Consider the following 14,836-nt stretch of genomic DNA (forward strand, 5'->3'; position numbering starts at 1 on the left):
TGGGTATGTTGATTAATTTATCTAACCCTGGGCTAAAGCATCAGGGGCGAAATCACTAACAATGCCGTAATAGGCTGCTCTGGCCAGAATTGCCGCTGCCCAGTTGCGATGGGTGGCCGGTTCGCACATTGTTCCCTGAGATTTAAACACTGCCTGGCTGGAGTTAAGGATCCGTAGCGCATCAGCGTGTTCGCCGGGCGTGACCATTAGCGCACGCTCAATAGTCAGTAACTGATTGGGATGGATGGCTGTTTTTCCGACCAGGCCGTGGGCCATATCCAGTTGCAATTCCCGCTCCATGATCTCCTGGCTATCGATATGTTCGCAGACCGGTGCCGTCAGGGCAAAATGATAGGGGGAGAAAACGGATACCAGCATTTTGATAACGTATCCCATTGGCCCGTCATACAGCGTCAGATTACGCGAACGACGCAGCGAGATAACATTCATGAGATCGTTACCACCGATACGCAAGGCAATTATCCTGGCCCGACACGGATGGGCGCTGAGCTCTCCGGCAAGCTGGCGCATTTTCTCGCAATCAAACACCTCTTCGGTTTCCAGCGTTGGCATTATGCTCAGAGGAGTGCTGCCGATCGCGCGCCACCAGCAAGCCAATGAATGATGCGTAAATTTGGGAATGACCAGGCCGTCAATGGCCGTCAAATCAAAGTTCTCAATTAGCAGTTTCGCCATGGTTAGATGTCGTGGGCGAATAAATACCAGCGGCCAGTAATGATGCTCTTGCGTTGCTTTGGCTCGGGCTAGCTGTATACAGAGGTTTTTGAGGTTTACCAGAGCATGTTTGATATCGCTTTCGTTAACCGAATCTTCAAGACAAATCACTAATGAGCGTAGCCCTTTAATTTTGCCGTCAATAATAGTAGAGGCAATATCGTGGCGAGTGGCGGGCATGTATAGGGTCGCTCCCAGATTCCATGCCGAGAGACGTGTTTTCATTAAAATACCTTCTTAATAATAGTGACGGCGCGGTATTGGCCAATTTCATCGCCAACTTCGCTTATATGAATACCTTTATCGCGGGCTAACGCCATCAGTAGCGCAACATCCGGATCGTTAATGGCGCGCACCAGAACATGATCGGGTACCCTGCGAAGCACCGCGCGCGTTGCTTCTGCGATGCCTGGTTTGATGCGGTTAAGATTGTCGACGGCATATCGTTCAGCGAGATGAAGCACTACCGCTTCGCTTTTACATCGAAGTCTGGCTTTCTGCGCTAAATCGGGTTTAATCTGCGCGGCAGAAACTAGCGTCTGTCGATAATTATCAACGGTATCAACTAGTAGTTGGCCGCATTCAAAATCAGCTAAATGATCGCATTGCACACAACCGTGAAAGCCGACCGGTGACCATAGTGAGCGAGAAATCAGACCCGATACCGGCGCCCCCATGATACCGAAGGGGATTAACCAGTCATCGTCAGACGCGGACAACCATGCGCAGCCGCAGGGGTCGGCTAACACCACCAGCTTTGGTTCGGCAGGGTAGCCTTTTCGGCCGTGAAGCGAACGTTGCAGCTGCGAGCGAATGGCGCCTTTACCGGTCCATCCGTCGACAAATACGATACCTTGCGTACCGTGACGATTTTCAATCCATTCAAGTGCGGCGCTATCAATACCGCGATCGCGAATTATGCTGATACCGTAGTGGAAGGACGTTTTACCCGCGTCGCGCAGCGCCCGCTGTAGCATCACCCCCAGCGGGACACCCGCACGCACCAAACTCACCAGGATGATAGGCGTATTGTTGAACTGCGCGATGAGCGTGTGACTGAGCTGCTGCACTTCGTTAGCCATACGTGGCGTTTCGCGCTGTAGGGCTTTGGCAAAAAGATTAAGATGCCACTGACTTGGCGCGGGCTCCTGGCTTAGCAAGTCGGAATAATGCGCTTTACCCGATTGAATCAAAGCCTCTTTTTCATCAACCGACGTCATGGCGATATTCACAGGATTGAGCAAAAAGCGGACGTCATTTTGCGCAAAAGCGCCGGAAAAGTGATGGAGCTTGTGCATATTAAGAACCTGCGAAAATGTGGTGATTGATAGCTGTGGCAAACTGGCTCTGCTGGGGGACGGCAAACCAATGGCAAAGTTGCAAAAAGCGATGGTCGCTAAGACTGTCGCCAAACCCGAGCACCGGGAACGTACCGCGCTGGGCCTGCAATTTATTTATTAGCCAACCGACGGCCAGCCCTTTATCGACAGGCTCCGGTATCCAGGCAACGTTATTGCCGTTGCGGTGAAGATAAAACCCCTGCAGCGTGAAACGCTGCGTCAGCCAGTCGGCAAAAGCGTAGAGCTCGGCGATTCTGGTGCTGTCGCGATGTTTCATCACCAGGTAAACGGGCACGTCGTCATACTCTTCGTTGATGCGCGCCCAGCCGTCGATACCTTGAATAGCCATCTGGGTAGTTATGTCGTGTTGCATGGCTTTAAGTCTGTCAGCATAGGGCGCCAGGCTAGCTACCATATGATGTTGCCACTCGGTATCCGGTAGCCCTTCAGGCGTCATGATGACTGCGCCGTGGGTGGTTATAGCCCATGAGCGAAATGGGATTTGCACCCGCGTCAACTCTTCACTCCCTCTGGCGGTGACGGGGATCAGTTCGGCGTGTTCAAGCAACCAATCGACGAACATGGCCTGAGCTTCGTTCATATAGCTGCGCGGACGCATTTCCCTGTCCAGCGCGGCGCAACGAAAGGGGGCCGCAGAAAGTTCATTGACCATTTTTCGTCTGGTCTGAAATAGCGTATCGTCGAGATCGGAAAATACTACTGGCTTATTCATAAGATAAAATCTCCAGTCGCGAACAAAGCGACTCCAGCGCGTGGACCAGGTGGGGATCAACGCTTTTCGTAGGGGTCTCTATACATAAAATAATGCGATCGAAACGCTGGTGGGCGACGTTGTAGACAAAGTTTGGGATGCCCAGCCCGTAATTATCGTTAAATGACAACAGCGATTGGATCGCCATGCCAGGCGCAATCGGCGAGCGACTGGTCGCGCTGAACTTAACAGTGGCGCCTTGTTGCTCAAGGCGTTCGGCCAGCAAAAATGGTTCCCAGACAAACTCACCGCTGCCCAGTACCAGGATAGTCTCTCCTGTGGTTGCGTTGATCTCGATGCCAAGGTCTGCCGCGGGACGTATCATTCCCAGACGCCCCCACGTCTGGCGCCGGGAAAGAGCATACTCCCCACGCGAGGTGATATTGACGGCAGGCATGTCGGGAGGCGTAGCGTTGGACAGCGGATGCCATTCCCAACGTCCTTTAACTAACGCGATCTGGCTCACCGGCAGGTTACAACGCCTGGCGAAGGCATCGCCGCTCCAGTCGGTAAGCGTCACGGAGACAGCACTTTGCAAATGTGTCAGGTGCGGGTGTAACGCGGACACGAGATTGATGAAGGTATTGCCGGTCGTGGCTTCATCATCGATGAGCACCAGAGTTTTAGCTTCCAGCACCCGTCGGCGCATCTCTCGATCGTGGGGGAGATAAATCAAATGGTCCGTGGCATGGCTGTGCGCTTCTTTAAATTCGCACAGTAGTTCCGCCTCTTGCGGATGACGCGTAGAGGTGAGATAGATTGCCCGGTCAACGCGTTTGCGGAGTTCGTCAAACACGCCAGCGCCGAGACCAACGGCAGTCTCAGCCATCCCGACGAACAACACCGGACCGGCGAGGTCGGCGGGGAAACTTACGGCAAGTCGCTGGTAAACTGCGCGCATGGTTGCGGGCGAAACAGGAATATGCCGACCTAAAACATGGCTGACAAAGAGAAACGCCCTTTTAGGGTTGCGCCGTTCAGCGATGTCGAACAGTGCATGAAGTTCGTTTTCCTCGCCGTGGTGAAACACACGTAATTCGCCACTTGAGAGCTGACGGAGGTAGCAGTTTTCGTTTTTCATCATTTCACCTCCGCATTATGCGAAGGCGCAAGCGCATTATTGAGTTGCTGAGGATATTGACAGCTCTCTGTCATGACTCTGATGGTTGCAGGGGTGAATTGATGCGCTACGCGCTGCACAATGTCATCCGCCGTCAGTAAACCCAGCCGCTGCGCGGCGAACAACCCGGGCAAATTCACGCCGCTGTGGCGGGTATACCCAATACCACCGGAGGGGCGTAGATTAATCTCCAGTAAAAGCGGTTTGCCCTCTGTATTGTGACGAGTCTGTACGTTTACCATACCATCAGCATGCAGTGATTCGGCGCAGGCGCAGGCAAGTTCGATCGCCGCTCCTTTATTTTCCAGATACTGCAATGCACCTTCTTTTCGCCTGCCAATGGCTGTCAGTACTTTGCCATGACTAAGCAGCATGTCGACAGAGTATTCTGGACCTGGAAGCCAGGGCATGAGTACCAGTGGAGTAAACGTCTCACTGGTCTTAACGGCTTCAATATATTGTTCCGGGCGGATACGTCGCTGTTCCGGATGATTAATAATACCTGTAGAAAGCGCGTGCTCATCAAATAGCCAAAACCCCGCGCCATAAATGCCGGTAACGGGTTTCACACATAGGCGGCTGCCGGGGAAAGGCGAAGCTTTGAGTAGATATTCCAGCGTGTTGGCATCATTGACTCGTATGGATGGCACCACGGGAAGCCCACATGCTTGCATGGCTTTTGCAAAGTTGACTTTGTCATCGGCAATATCAAATGTGGACACCTGGCGGGCGCCCGTGGTGAGAGTCACGCCCAGCGCTTCAATCTGCCGTCGGTGCTGTTCGTACCAGCGGCACGCTTTGCCAACCTGAATTGCGGCAATGCCATACTCTTTTACTATTGATGAAATAAATGGCATCCGTGAATTGATGTCGGTGGGTTCACTTAATGAAAAATGTGCCGTTGATAATATTTCATGTCGGGGTTGACTGTGTGAGGCGTAGGTGGTTATAGGATGTTCGTTATTATTGATTGTGAAACCATTAATGCCGAAAATGATATCGCGTTGGGAGGATAGTCCCTCCATAATCCATATTTTTCTTTCCATTGATATTATTTCCACGCGTCCAGCGTTAAATTTAACTGGAGTCTAAAAGCGCTATGTTGGCATGTCAATCATAATATGAGGCGCTTTTTTTGTTTTCGGAATGATTATTTATGAAATGAATGTATTCATATCTCCGTAATGATTTTTAAAATGATTTATCATCGGCGAGTTTTTCTTTTTCTTAATTTTCTAAATTGCCTTGTGTCAGTTCTTTATCATGATATGATTTTTTTGAGTCTTTAACGCATATTGATTTGCTAAATGTATTTAATAGGGAAGAATAAATGGTCTCACTTACTAAAAATCAGACAATATCATTAAGCAAAGTATCTCCGGCATTATCGCAGCTGACTTTTGGTCTGGGCTGGGATCCTCTGCGGGCGAAGAAAAAAGGGCTATTCGGCGGGTTGTTCTCCGGTGGCGCAGGTTCTATCGACCTTGATGCAAGCTGCATTCTATTGAACAAGAATGGCAACGTGCTGGATACCATTTGGTTTGGCCAGCTGAAATCTCGCTGTGGCGCTGTCGTGCATAGCGGCGATAACTTAACGGGAGAAGGTGACGGTGATGATGAAGTCATTCGCGTTAATCTGGAGAAACTTTCCGCTAACGTGGAATATCTGGCCTTTACCGTCAATAGTTTTCGCGGCCAAACGTTTAACGAAGTTGAGAATGCCCATTGCCGCGTGCTCGATCAAAATAATCAGGAATTGGCCCGCTATCAGCTAACCGAGCAAGGTTCTCATACCGGCATTATTATTGCTTCATTAAGCCGCCAGAACGGCAGTTGGGATTTTACCGCCCATGGTCAAGCAGCTCAGGGGCGCACCATCGACGATATGAAAAGTGACGTATTACGCATTGTGGTGCGCTAATGAAACTATTACCCGGAGGAAATAGCGCGGTTCCTGTTGCTAACCTTAGTATCAAAATAAGCGCGGGCAGTAGTATTGATGTGTCGTCATTTCGTCTCTATGCCAATAATAAGGTAAGAGGCGATGCGGATATGTGTTTTTACGGCCAGCCGCGAAATGATGATAATACCATTGAGCTGAGTACTAATAATACCGCTACTGTATTTCAGGTAGCATTAGGGCTGCTGCAGGCGGATGTCCAGAAAGTGGCCTTTACCGCAACCTGCGATAATAACAGGACTATCGGTGAATTAGGCCATTTGACGATCGCGGTGGAGCATAACGGTACTACGCTGATTGAGTGTCAGGTCGATGTTCACGGTCGAAATGAAGCCGCGCTGATACTGGGCGAACTTTATCGGCGTAATGGCGAGTGGAAGTTTCGTTTTGTCGCCCAGGGATTTACTGGCGGCCTAAAACCGCTCGCTGAATACTATGGCGTTGATATTGCCGATGAAGCCTTGCCCCCTGCAGATGAACCCATGAAAGTGAACCTCAGTAAGGTCACTTTGACTAAAGAGAAACCGGCAATCAGCCTCGCTAAACGTGACGATTATGGCGAGATACGCGTAAATCTGAATTGGCATCGCCAAAGCTCGGCTACAGGTTTATTTGGTTCATTATTAGGGGCAGGCGCCAGCAGCGTTGATCTGGATCTGGGCGCTTTTGTCGAATTAAAAAATGGCGATTTAAGCGTAGTACAAGCACTGGGTAATGCATTTGGGCGATATCAACAACCGCCTTTTATTCAGCTTCAGGGTGACGATCGCACGGGGGCGGTTAACGATGGAGAATGGATCTGGATCAATGGTAGCGAATGGCAAAAAATTAACCAGATATTAATCTATGCCTTTATTTATGAGGGGGTCGCCAGTTGGGATAAAACAGATGGTGTCGTCACGCTACATGTTCCCGGGCAGCCGCCAATCGAAACCCGACTGACCGAAGGCAATAATCGTCGAACAATGTGCGCTATTGCTCGCTTAGTCAATGATAACGGCGCCATAAAAGTAGAGCGTATAAATCAATATTTCACCGGCCATAAAGAGATGGATCGCGCATTCGGCTGGGGATTCCGCTGGCGAGCCGGTTCAAAATAAAGAAAACCAAGTGAGGGAACGATGGGATTATTCAATAAAGTAAAATCGACATTGAGCGCCAGCCGCGTAGAACTGGTCAAACAGGTTGGGCGATTTAAAAATAAGAAATTCATGCAAGGAACTGTTGCGGTATGTGCTCGTATTGCCGTTTCCAGTGATGGTGTTAGCGCCGAAGAAAAACAGAAAATGATGGGTTTTCTGCGCTCGTCGGAAGAAATGAAAGTTTTTGATACCAACGAAGTAATCGACTTTTTTAATAAATTGGTATCCAGCTTCGATTTCGATATGGAAATCGGCAAAGGTGAAACCATGAAATATATTCTGGCCTTAAAGGATCAGCCAGAAGCTGCGCAATTGGCTGTACGGGTAGGAATTGCGGTGGGTAAAAGCGATGGTAATTTCGACCCGGATGAACAGGCGGCAACCCGAGAAATAATCGCTGCGCTCGGTTTTAACGCTGAAGAGTTTGGTCTTTAACCACAGCACTTAAAGGTATTTCATGGTCTCCACTCATTTAGGTTTTCCCGTTGAAACGGTGAGCGTTTTTATTATTCTCGCCATTGGGGCGATCGTTATTGACCTCGTAATGCATCGTAACGATAGCGTCATATCGCTGAAAAGCGCGGCGTTATGGTCACTATTTTGGGTTGCGGTGGCGATGGTTTTTGCCGGGTTTCTACTGGTGCACCACGGCGCGGAAGTGGCTAGTTTATTTGTTACTGGTTACGCCTTAGAAAAAGTGCTTTCGGTCGATAATCTTTTCGTGATGATGGCGATCTTCTCCTGGTTTGGCATCCCGGAACGCTATCGCCATCGCGTCCTTTACTGGGGAGTGATCGGCGCGATTATTTTCCGCGCTATTTTTGTCGCCATTGGCACAGGACTATTAGCGCTGGGCCCGTATGTTGAAATAGTCTTTGCCTTAATTGTGCTTTGGACGGCCGTCATGATGTTAAAAAGCGGGGAGGAGAGCGATGAAATTGAAGATTACTCGCAGCATCTCGCTTACCGTCTTGTAAAACGTGTATTCCCTATCTGGCCAAAATTAGTGGGGCATGCTTTTTTACTTACCGCGAAAGAGGTCGAGCGTGAACGGGCGAAGCCGGAAAATAAAGATCTCATTATCAGCACCGGAAAGCGCGTCGCGTTATATGCAACGCCGCTGATGCTATGCGTGGCAGTAGTAGAACTCTCTGATGTGATGTTTGCTTTTGATTCCGTGCCGGCCATTATTGCAATAAGCCAGGAGCCGCTGATTGTCTATAGCGCGATGATGTTTGCCATCCTTGGCCTACGTACGCTTTATTTTGTATTGGAGGCACTCAAACATTATTTAGTGCATCTTGAAAAAGCGGTCATCGTATTGCTTTTCTTTATTGCCTTTAAGCTTGGTCTGAACGCCACCGATCATCTTTGGCACCATGGCTATAGTATTTCGGCGACCGCCAGTCTGTATGTCGTTCTACTGGTGCTTATTGTTGGTATTGTCGCCAGTTTTGTCTTTCAGGATAAAAACGAGGAACAGCCAGGGGAGCATTAATTCCTCGCGCTGTCCTTATTCATGTTCACTTTAAAAAGGATTTAATATGAGCGTATCACTGTCAAAAGGCGGTAACGTTTCTCTTAGCAAAAGCGATCCGTCAATGAAAAACGTGCTGGTTGGATTAGGGTGGGATGTCCGCACTACCGACGGCCAGGATTTTGACCTCGATGCATCTGCCTTCCTGTTATCAGAGACGGGAAAGGTGCGCAGCGATAGCGATTTCATCTTCTACAACAACTTAAAATCGGCAGACGGTTCGGTCACCCACACCGGCGACAACCGCACCGGGGAAGGCGATGGCGATGATGAATCGCTAATCATCAAACTGGATATGATCCCGGCCAACGTCGCCAAAATCGTCTTCGTGGTTACCATTCACGATGCACAAATGCGTCGTCAGAGTTTTGGTCAGGTGTCAGGCGCTTTTATTCGTCTGGTCAACAACGATTCACAACTTGAAGTGGCCCGTTACGATTTGACGGAAGACGCTTCCAGCGAGACGGCAATGCTATTTGGTGAACTTTATCGCCATAACGGCGAGTGGAAATTCCGCGCCGTTGGGCAGGGATACGCTGGCGGATTATCCAGCGTCTGCGCCCAGTATGGCATTAATGCATCTTAAAAACCGAGCAGCCCGACCGTCCGTCGGGCCATACAGTAGTTTATAACAGGAGGTTTAAAATGGCTGTTTCCCTCGTTAAAGGCGGTAACGTATCACTCACTAAAGAAGCGCCGTCGATGAATATTGCGATGGTGGGATTGGGTTGGGATGCGCGAGTAACGGATGGGCAAGATTTCGATCTCGATGCATCGGTCTTTATGGTTGGCGAAGATGGCAAGGTGCTATCGGATGCGAATTTTATCTTCTTCAATAATAAGAAGAGTCCTTGCGGCGGCGTAGAACATCAGGGCGACAACCGCACCGGTGAAGGTGATGGCGATGATGAGCAGGTCAAAATCACGCTTTCCCAGGTGGCCGCTGAGGTCAAGAAGCTGGTTTTCTCCGTCACCATCTACGACGCAGAAACGCGGAAACAAAACTTTGGCATGGTGCAGAACAGCTATATGCGGGTGTATAACCACGATAATGGCCAGGAAATTGCGCGCTTTGATCTATCCGAAGATGCATCAACGGAAACGGCGATGATTTTTGGCGAGCTTTATCGTCACGGTGCGGAATGGAAATTTAAAGCGGTTGGTCAGGGATTTGCTGGCGGTCTTGCTGCGCTGGCTTCAGCACATGGCGTTAGCGTTTAATTATTGGCAAGAATAAAACCTCCCGCTGGTGCGGGAGGTTGGTTTTATCAGGCTGCAACCACGCTGTCGATTGCCGCTTTGGCATCGGACTGTGCTTTGGCCGCAACTTCTGGACCATAGGCAATGCCTTCTGCAAACACGAAGTTCACGTCGGTGATACCGATGAAGCCAAGGAAGGTAGAGATATACGGCGTGACCAGATCGGTTGGCGTATCTTTATGGATACCGCCGCGGCTGGTCAGAACCACTGCACGTTTGCCGGTAACCAGACCTTCAGGGCCTTTCTCGGTGTAACGGAAGGTGACGCCTGCACGGGCAACCAGGTCAAAATAGTTTTTCAGCTGAGTCGGGATGTTGAAGTTGTACATCGGCGCAGCGATAACAATCACATCGTTAGCTTTCAGTTCAGCAATCAGCTCATCGGAGAGCGCCAGCGCTTCCTGTTGACGCGCAGTCAGCTGAGCATCGCTCGGACGCAGCGCGCCAACCAGTTCACCATCCAGTACCGGAATCGGATTTGCCGCCAGATCGCGCACGGTGACCACGTCGCCCGGGTGTTTTTCGCGCCATTGTTCAACAAAATAGTCGGACAGCTGGCCAGATTGTGAGTACCCTGCAAGAATACTGGACTTCAGAACTAATACTTTGCTCATGGGTGTTTCCTTTTTAATGTGATTGACGGGACAATGCCCTGGTGCCTGGTGACACTGTATTCACAATCATGCCGTAGAGATAGCGCAATATATCGAATCCTATGTTCAGTTTTTTTGAACAAAGCATGAGTTCAACAGATGTGGTAATCTACAGAAATATTTCATAAGAGATTTTTCCGGCAGAGCACTGCCCGATAACGCTATGACAGAACAACAAAAAATTACTTTCTCGCAGCTTTATGCACGGCTTGATGACCTGATGCTGCGCGATAAATCGCGCTACAGCCGTCGCCTGCATGGCGTAAAGAAGGTTAAAAATCCTGATGCTCAGCAGGCCATTCTGCAGGAGATGACGCAGGAGATAGAACAAGCAGCAGGAAAAGTCCTGCTGCGAGAAGCCGCGCGTCCGACGATTACCTATCCGGAAAACCTGCCGGTTAGCCAGAAAAAACAAGAGATTCTCGAAGCGGTGCGCGATCACCAGGTGGTGATCGTCGCCGGTGAGACCGGTTCAGGTAAAACCACTCAGTTACCTAAAATCTGCATGGAGCTGGGGCGCGGCCTGAAAGGCCTGATTGGCCACACCCAGCCGCGTAGACTGGCGGCGCGAACCGTCGCTAACCGCATTGCTGAAGAGCTGCAGAGCGAGCCGGGCGGTTGTATCGGATATAAAGTCCGCTTCAGCGACCACGTCAGCGAAAACACCATGGTTAAGCTGATGACCGACGGTATCCTGCTGGCGGAAATCCAGCAGGATCGCCTGCTGATGCAGTATGACACTATCATTATCGATGAAGCGCATGAGCGCAGCCTGAACATTGATTTTCTGCTGGGCTATCTCAAAGAGCTGTTGCCACGGCGCCCGGACCTGAAAATTATCATCACTTCCGCCACCATCGATCCGGAACGATTTTCGCGCCATTTTAATCATGCGCCGATTATCGAAGTCTCCGGGCGGACTTATCCGGTTGAAGTGCGTTATCGTCCCATTGTTGAAGAGGCAGACGATACCGAACGCGATCAGCTGCAGGCGATTTTTGATGCCGTCGATGAACTGGGGCGAGAAGGCCCCGGCGATATCCTGATCTTTATGAGCGGCGAGCGGGAAATCCGCGATACCGCTGATGCATTGAATAAGCTCAATTTGCGTCATACCGAAGTGCTGCCGCTATATGCGCGTTTATCTAACAGCGAGCAAAACCGGGTTTTCCAGTCGCATAGCGGGCGGCGTATTGTCCTGGCGACCAACGTTGCCGAAACGTCGCTGACGGTACCGGGCATTAAATACGTTATCGATCCGGGTACCGCGCGTATCAGCCGCTATAGCTATCGCACCAAAGTGCAGCGTCTGCCAATCGAGCCGGTATCACAGGCCTCCGCTAATCAGCGTAAAGGTCGCTGCGGGCGCGTATCGGAAGGTATCTGTATTCGTCTTTATTCGGAAGACGATTTCCTGTCGCGGCCGGAATTTACCGACCCGGAAATTCTGCGTACCAACCTGGCCTCGGTCATTCTGCAAATGACCGCTCTGGGGCTGGGCGATATCGCCGCGTTTCCGTTTGTCGAAGCGCCGGATAAGCGCAACATCCAGGATGGCGTACGCCTGTTGGAAGAGCTCGGCGCCATCACCACCGATGAGCAGGCAACGGCTTATAGGCTAACCCCACTGGGCCGTCAGCTCAGCCAGCTACCGGTGGATCCGCGTCTGGCGCGGATGGTGCTGGAAGCGCAGAAACATGGCTGCGTGCGTGAAGCGATGATCATCACTTCCGCGCTGTCGATTCAGGATCCGCGCGAGCGTCCCATGGACAAGCAGCAGGCGTCTGATGAGAAACATCGCCGTTTCCACGATAAAGAGTCTGATTTCCTTGCGTTTGTTAATTTGTGGAACTATCTCGGCGAACAACAAAAGGCGCTCTCGTCGAATCAGTTCCGCCGCCAGTGCCGGGTGGATTTCCTCAACTATTTACGCGTGCGTGAATGGCAGGATATTTACACCCAACTGCGCCAGGTCGTGAAAGAACTCGGCCTGCCTATCAACAGTGAGCCGGCGGAGTACCGGGAGATTCATACCGCGCTGCTGACCGGTTTATTGTCGCATATCGGGATGAAAGACTCCGATAAACAGGAGTACACCGGCGCGCGTAATGCCCGGTTCTCTATCTTCCCAGGTTCCGGTCTATTCAAGAAACCGCCGAAGTGGACGATGGTTGCGGAGCTAGTGGAGACCAGCCGGCTGTGGGGGCGTATTGCCGCCCGCATTGAGCCTGAGTGGGTCGAACCGGTGGCGCAGCATCTGATCAAACGCTCATATAGCGAACCGCACTGGGAACGGTCGCAGGGCGCGGTCATGGCGACAGAAAAAGTTACCGTCTACGGTCTGCCGATCGTCGCCGCGCGTAAGGTGAACTATAGCCAGATTGACCCGGCGCTGTGCCGTGAGCTGTTTATCCGCCACGCGCTGGTAGAGGGCGACTGGCAGACGCGGCATGCTTTCTTCCGCGATAACCTGAAGCTGCGCGCTGAAATCGAAGAGCTGGAGCATAAGTCACGTCGTCGCGACATCCTGGTGGATGACGAGACGATGTTCGAGTTTTACGACCAGCGCATTAGCCACGATGTCATCTCCGCTCGCCACTTTGATAAGTGGTGGAAGCAGGCCAGCCGCGAAACGCCAGACTTGCTCAATTTTGAAAAGAGCATGCTGATTAAAGAAGGGGCGGAGCAGGTCAGTAAACTGGACTACCCGAACTTCTGGCATCAGGGCAATCTTAAACTGCGTCTCAGCTATCAGTTTGAGCCCGGTGCGGATGCCGATGGCGTAACGGTGCATATCCCGCTGCCGCTGCTCAATCAGGTGGAGGAAGCCGGGTTTGAATGGCAGATCCCCGGCCTGCGTCGCGAGCTGGTCATTGCGTTAATCAAATCTCTACCGAAACCGGTACGACGGAATTTTGTCCCGGCGCCAAACTATGCGGAGGCTTTTTTAGGCCGCGCGACGCCGCTGGCGTTGCCGTTACTGGATTCGCTGGAGCGTGAGCTGCGTAAAATGACCGGCGTGACTATCGACCGCGAGTCCTGGCAGTGGGATCAGGTGCCCGATCACCTGAAAATCACTTTCCGGGTGGTGGATGACAAAAATAAGAAACTGCAGGAAGGGCGCTCTTTGCAGGCGTTGAAGGACGCGCTGAAAGGCAAAGTTCAGGAGACGCTATCGGCGGTGGCCGACGACGGTATTGAACAAAGTGGGCTGCATATCTGGAGTTTCGGCACGCTGGCGGAGAGTTACGAACAGAAGCGCGGTAATTATAAGGTGAAAGCCTGGCCGGCGCTGGTGGACGAGCGTGACAGCGTAGCCATCAAACTGTTTGATAATCCACAGGAACAGCAGCAGGCGATGTGGCGTGGTTTACGCCGTTTACTGTTGCTCAATATTCCGTCGCCGATTAAGTATCTGCACGAGAAACTGCCAAACAAAGCCAAGCTGGGACTCTATTTCAACCCTTATGGCAAGGTGCTGGATTTGATTGACGATTGCATCTCCTGCGGCGTTGACAAGCTTATCGATGAAGCCGGCGGCCCGGTATGGACTGAAGAGGGCTTTAGTAAACTGCACGATAAAGTGCGCGCCGAACTGAACGACACGGTGGTCGATATCGCGAAGCAGGTCGAGCAGATCCTGACGGCGGTATTTAACATCAATAAGCGTTTGAAAGGGCGGGTAGATATGACGATGGCCCTGGGGCTTTCGGATATTAAAGCGCAGATGACAGGTCTGGTTTATCGCGGCTTTGTGACCGGCAACGGTTTCCGCCGTCTCGGCGATACGTTGCGTTATCTGCAGGCAATTGAAAAGCGTCTTGAGAAGCTGGCAATCGATCCACACCGTGACCGCGCCCAGATGCTGAAAGTCGAGAGCGTGCAACAGGCGTGGCAGCAGTGGTTGAATAAGCTGCCGCCGAATCGCCGTGATGATGACGACGTACAGGAGATCCGCTGGATGATCGAAGAGCTGCGCGTCAGCTTCTTTGCTCAGCAGTTGGGTACTCCGTATCCGATCTCGGACAAACGCGTATTGCAGGCGATGGAGCAAATTACGCCGTAGCCTGACTGTCCCCGGTGGCGCAATGGTCACCGGGGACAGTCGATAGCTGTGTTTATCATTTATCTCCTGCTGTACATCATTCCCACACGGACACTGTTCGTGGGGAATCTTATGGTAATATTGAATTATTATTACAATAAGGCAAACTTAGGAAAATAAACACATGAAAATGGCGTTATTCATGGGGCAAATAAAATAAAAAAAGGCGGCGTGCTTTTTTTGATAATTTACTTGCCGTGGCATATTTGGGA

The 14,836-nt window shown here is 51.1% G+C and carries 13 protein-coding genes; 7 read left to right on the plus strand and 6 right to left on the minus strand.

The window, feature by feature from the left end; genetic code table 11:
- Positions 1-21: 21 nt before the first annotated feature.
- From PGR23_RS04690 to PGR23_RS04710, 5 genes are read right to left on the minus strand one after another with little or no spacing between them, the layout of a single operon-like run.
- Positions 22-960: an HpcH/HpaI aldolase/citrate lyase family protein gene (locus PGR23_RS04690; RefSeq protein ID WP_396279629.1), complete on the minus strand. Its 939-nt coding sequence runs from the start codon at positions 958-960 to the stop codon at positions 22-24.
- Positions 960-2,033 carry a cysteine protease StiP family protein gene (locus PGR23_RS04695; protein ID WP_396279630.1) on the minus strand — a complete coding sequence of 358 codons (1,074 nt, stop codon included), beginning with the start codon at positions 2,031-2,033 and terminating at the stop codon, positions 960-962. The genes PGR23_RS04690 and PGR23_RS04695 overlap by 1 nt, the downstream gene beginning before the upstream one ends.
- A gap of 1 nt (position 2,034) precedes the next feature.
- A complete protein-coding gene (locus tag PGR23_RS04700; protein WP_047079069.1) occupies positions 2,035-2,808 on the minus strand; it encodes a hypothetical protein in 774 nt (257 codons plus the stop codon).
- Entirely contained in the window at positions 2,801-3,931 is a 1,131-nt protein-coding gene (locus PGR23_RS04705) for a phosphoribosyltransferase domain-containing protein (RefSeq protein WP_226473728.1), read from the minus strand. Before PGR23_RS04705 ends, PGR23_RS04700 begins: the two co-directional genes overlap by 8 nt.
- On the minus strand, positions 3,928-5,013 hold the full coding sequence (locus PGR23_RS04710; protein WP_047079070.1) for an ATP-grasp domain-containing protein: 1,086 nt from the start codon (positions 5,011-5,013) through the stop codon (positions 3,928-3,930). The genes PGR23_RS04705 and PGR23_RS04710 overlap by 4 nt, the downstream gene beginning before the upstream one ends.
- A gap of 284 nt (positions 5,014-5,297) precedes the next feature.
- Between PGR23_RS04710 and PGR23_RS04715 the strand changes: the two genes are divergently transcribed.
- The 6 genes from PGR23_RS04715 to PGR23_RS04740 are packed head-to-tail and all read left to right on the plus strand — an operon-like array spanning position 5,298 to position 9,827.
- Complete coding sequence (locus PGR23_RS04715) at positions 5,298-5,888, plus strand: TerD family protein (protein WP_045393882.1); 591 nt, start codon at positions 5,298-5,300, stop codon at positions 5,886-5,888.
- Positions 5,888-7,027, plus strand: a complete 1,140-nt coding sequence (locus PGR23_RS04720) for a TerD family protein (RefSeq protein ID WP_396279631.1) — start codon at positions 5,888-5,890, stop codon at positions 7,025-7,027. Before PGR23_RS04715 ends, PGR23_RS04720 begins: the two co-directional genes overlap by 1 nt.
- 21 nt (positions 7,028-7,048) lie before the next feature.
- A complete protein-coding gene (locus PGR23_RS04725; RefSeq protein ID WP_045393888.1) occupies positions 7,049-7,504 on the plus strand; it encodes a tellurite resistance TerB family protein in 456 nt (151 codons plus the stop codon).
- Between the two features lie 22 nt (positions 7,505-7,526).
- Positions 7,527-8,567, plus strand: a complete 1,041-nt coding sequence (locus tag PGR23_RS04730; protein ID WP_045393891.1) for a TerC/Alx family metal homeostasis membrane protein — start codon at positions 7,527-7,529, stop codon at positions 8,565-8,567.
- 46 nt (positions 8,568-8,613) lie between these two features.
- A complete protein-coding gene (locus PGR23_RS04735; protein ID WP_045393893.1) occupies positions 8,614-9,192 on the plus strand; it encodes a TerD family protein in 579 nt (192 codons plus the stop codon).
- Between the two features lie 59 nt (positions 9,193-9,251).
- Positions 9,252-9,827 carry a TerD family protein gene (locus PGR23_RS04740; RefSeq protein WP_047048861.1) on the plus strand — a complete coding sequence of 192 codons (576 nt, stop codon included), beginning with the start codon at positions 9,252-9,254 and terminating at the stop codon, positions 9,825-9,827.
- Positions 9,828-9,874: 47 nt separating this feature from the next.
- Here PGR23_RS04740 and azoR read toward each other — a convergent pair whose 3' ends face one another.
- The gene (gene azoR / locus PGR23_RS04745) at positions 9,875-10,480 is read right to left on the minus strand and encodes an FMN-dependent NADH-azoreductase (RefSeq protein WP_396279632.1); all 606 of its coding nucleotides are present in this window, start codon (positions 10,478-10,480) and stop codon (positions 9,875-9,877) included.
- Between the two features lie 202 nt (positions 10,481-10,682).
- On the opposite strand from azoR, the gene hrpA reads away from it, so the two are divergent.
- Positions 10,683-14,585 (plus strand): ATP-dependent RNA helicase HrpA, encoded by a 3,903-nt coding sequence (hrpA, locus tag PGR23_RS04750; RefSeq protein ID WP_045393902.1) that lies wholly within the window; start codon positions 10,683-10,685, stop codon positions 14,583-14,585.
- The last annotated feature ends 251 nt before the right edge of the window (positions 14,586-14,836 follow it).

Source organism: Klebsiella sp. 141162, assembly GCF_050600755.1.
GTDB classification, from domain to species: domain Bacteria; phylum Pseudomonadota; class Gammaproteobacteria; order Enterobacterales; family Enterobacteriaceae; genus Klebsiella; species Klebsiella aerogenes.

Excerpts from the sequence above, each read along its gene's own strand:
- PGR23_RS04740 (WP_047048861.1), top strand. The coding sequence starts at position 9,252 with ATGGCTGTTTCCCTCGTTAAAGGCGGTAACGTATCACTCACTAAAGAA.
- PGR23_RS04700 (WP_047079069.1), bottom strand. The coding sequence starts at position 2,808 with ATGAATAAGCCAGTAGTATTTTCCGATCTCGACGATACGCTATTTCAG.
- PGR23_RS04730 (WP_045393891.1), top strand. The coding sequence starts at position 7,527 with ATGGTCTCCACTCATTTAGGTTTTCCCGTTGAAACGGTGAGCGTTTTT.
- PGR23_RS04710 (WP_047079070.1), bottom strand. The coding sequence starts at position 5,013 with ATGGAAAGAAAAATATGGATTATGGAGGGACTATCCTCCCAACGCGAT.
- PGR23_RS04715 (WP_045393882.1), top strand. The coding sequence starts at position 5,298 with ATGGTCTCACTTACTAAAAATCAGACAATATCATTAAGCAAAGTATCT.
- PGR23_RS04695 (WP_396279630.1), bottom strand. The coding sequence starts at position 2,033 with ATGCACAAGCTCCATCACTTTTCCGGCGCTTTTGCGCAAAATGACGTC.
- PGR23_RS04725 (WP_045393888.1), top strand. The coding sequence starts at position 7,049 with ATGGGATTATTCAATAAAGTAAAATCGACATTGAGCGCCAGCCGCGTA.
- PGR23_RS04690 (WP_396279629.1), bottom strand. The coding sequence starts at position 960 with ATGAAAACACGTCTCTCGGCATGGAATCTGGGAGCGACCCTATACATG.
- PGR23_RS04705 (WP_226473728.1), bottom strand. The coding sequence starts at position 3,931 with ATGATGAAAAACGAAAACTGCTACCTCCGTCAGCTCTCAAGTGGCGAA.
- PGR23_RS04720 (WP_396279631.1), top strand. The coding sequence starts at position 5,888 with ATGAAACTATTACCCGGAGGAAATAGCGCGGTTCCTGTTGCTAACCTT.
- azoR (WP_396279632.1), bottom strand. The coding sequence starts at position 10,480 with ATGAGCAAAGTATTAGTTCTGAAGTCCAGTATTCTTGCAGGGTACTCA.
- PGR23_RS04735 (WP_045393893.1), top strand. The coding sequence starts at position 8,614 with ATGAGCGTATCACTGTCAAAAGGCGGTAACGTTTCTCTTAGCAAAAGC.
- hrpA (WP_045393902.1), top strand. The coding sequence starts at position 10,683 with ATGACAGAACAACAAAAAATTACTTTCTCGCAGCTTTATGCACGGCTT.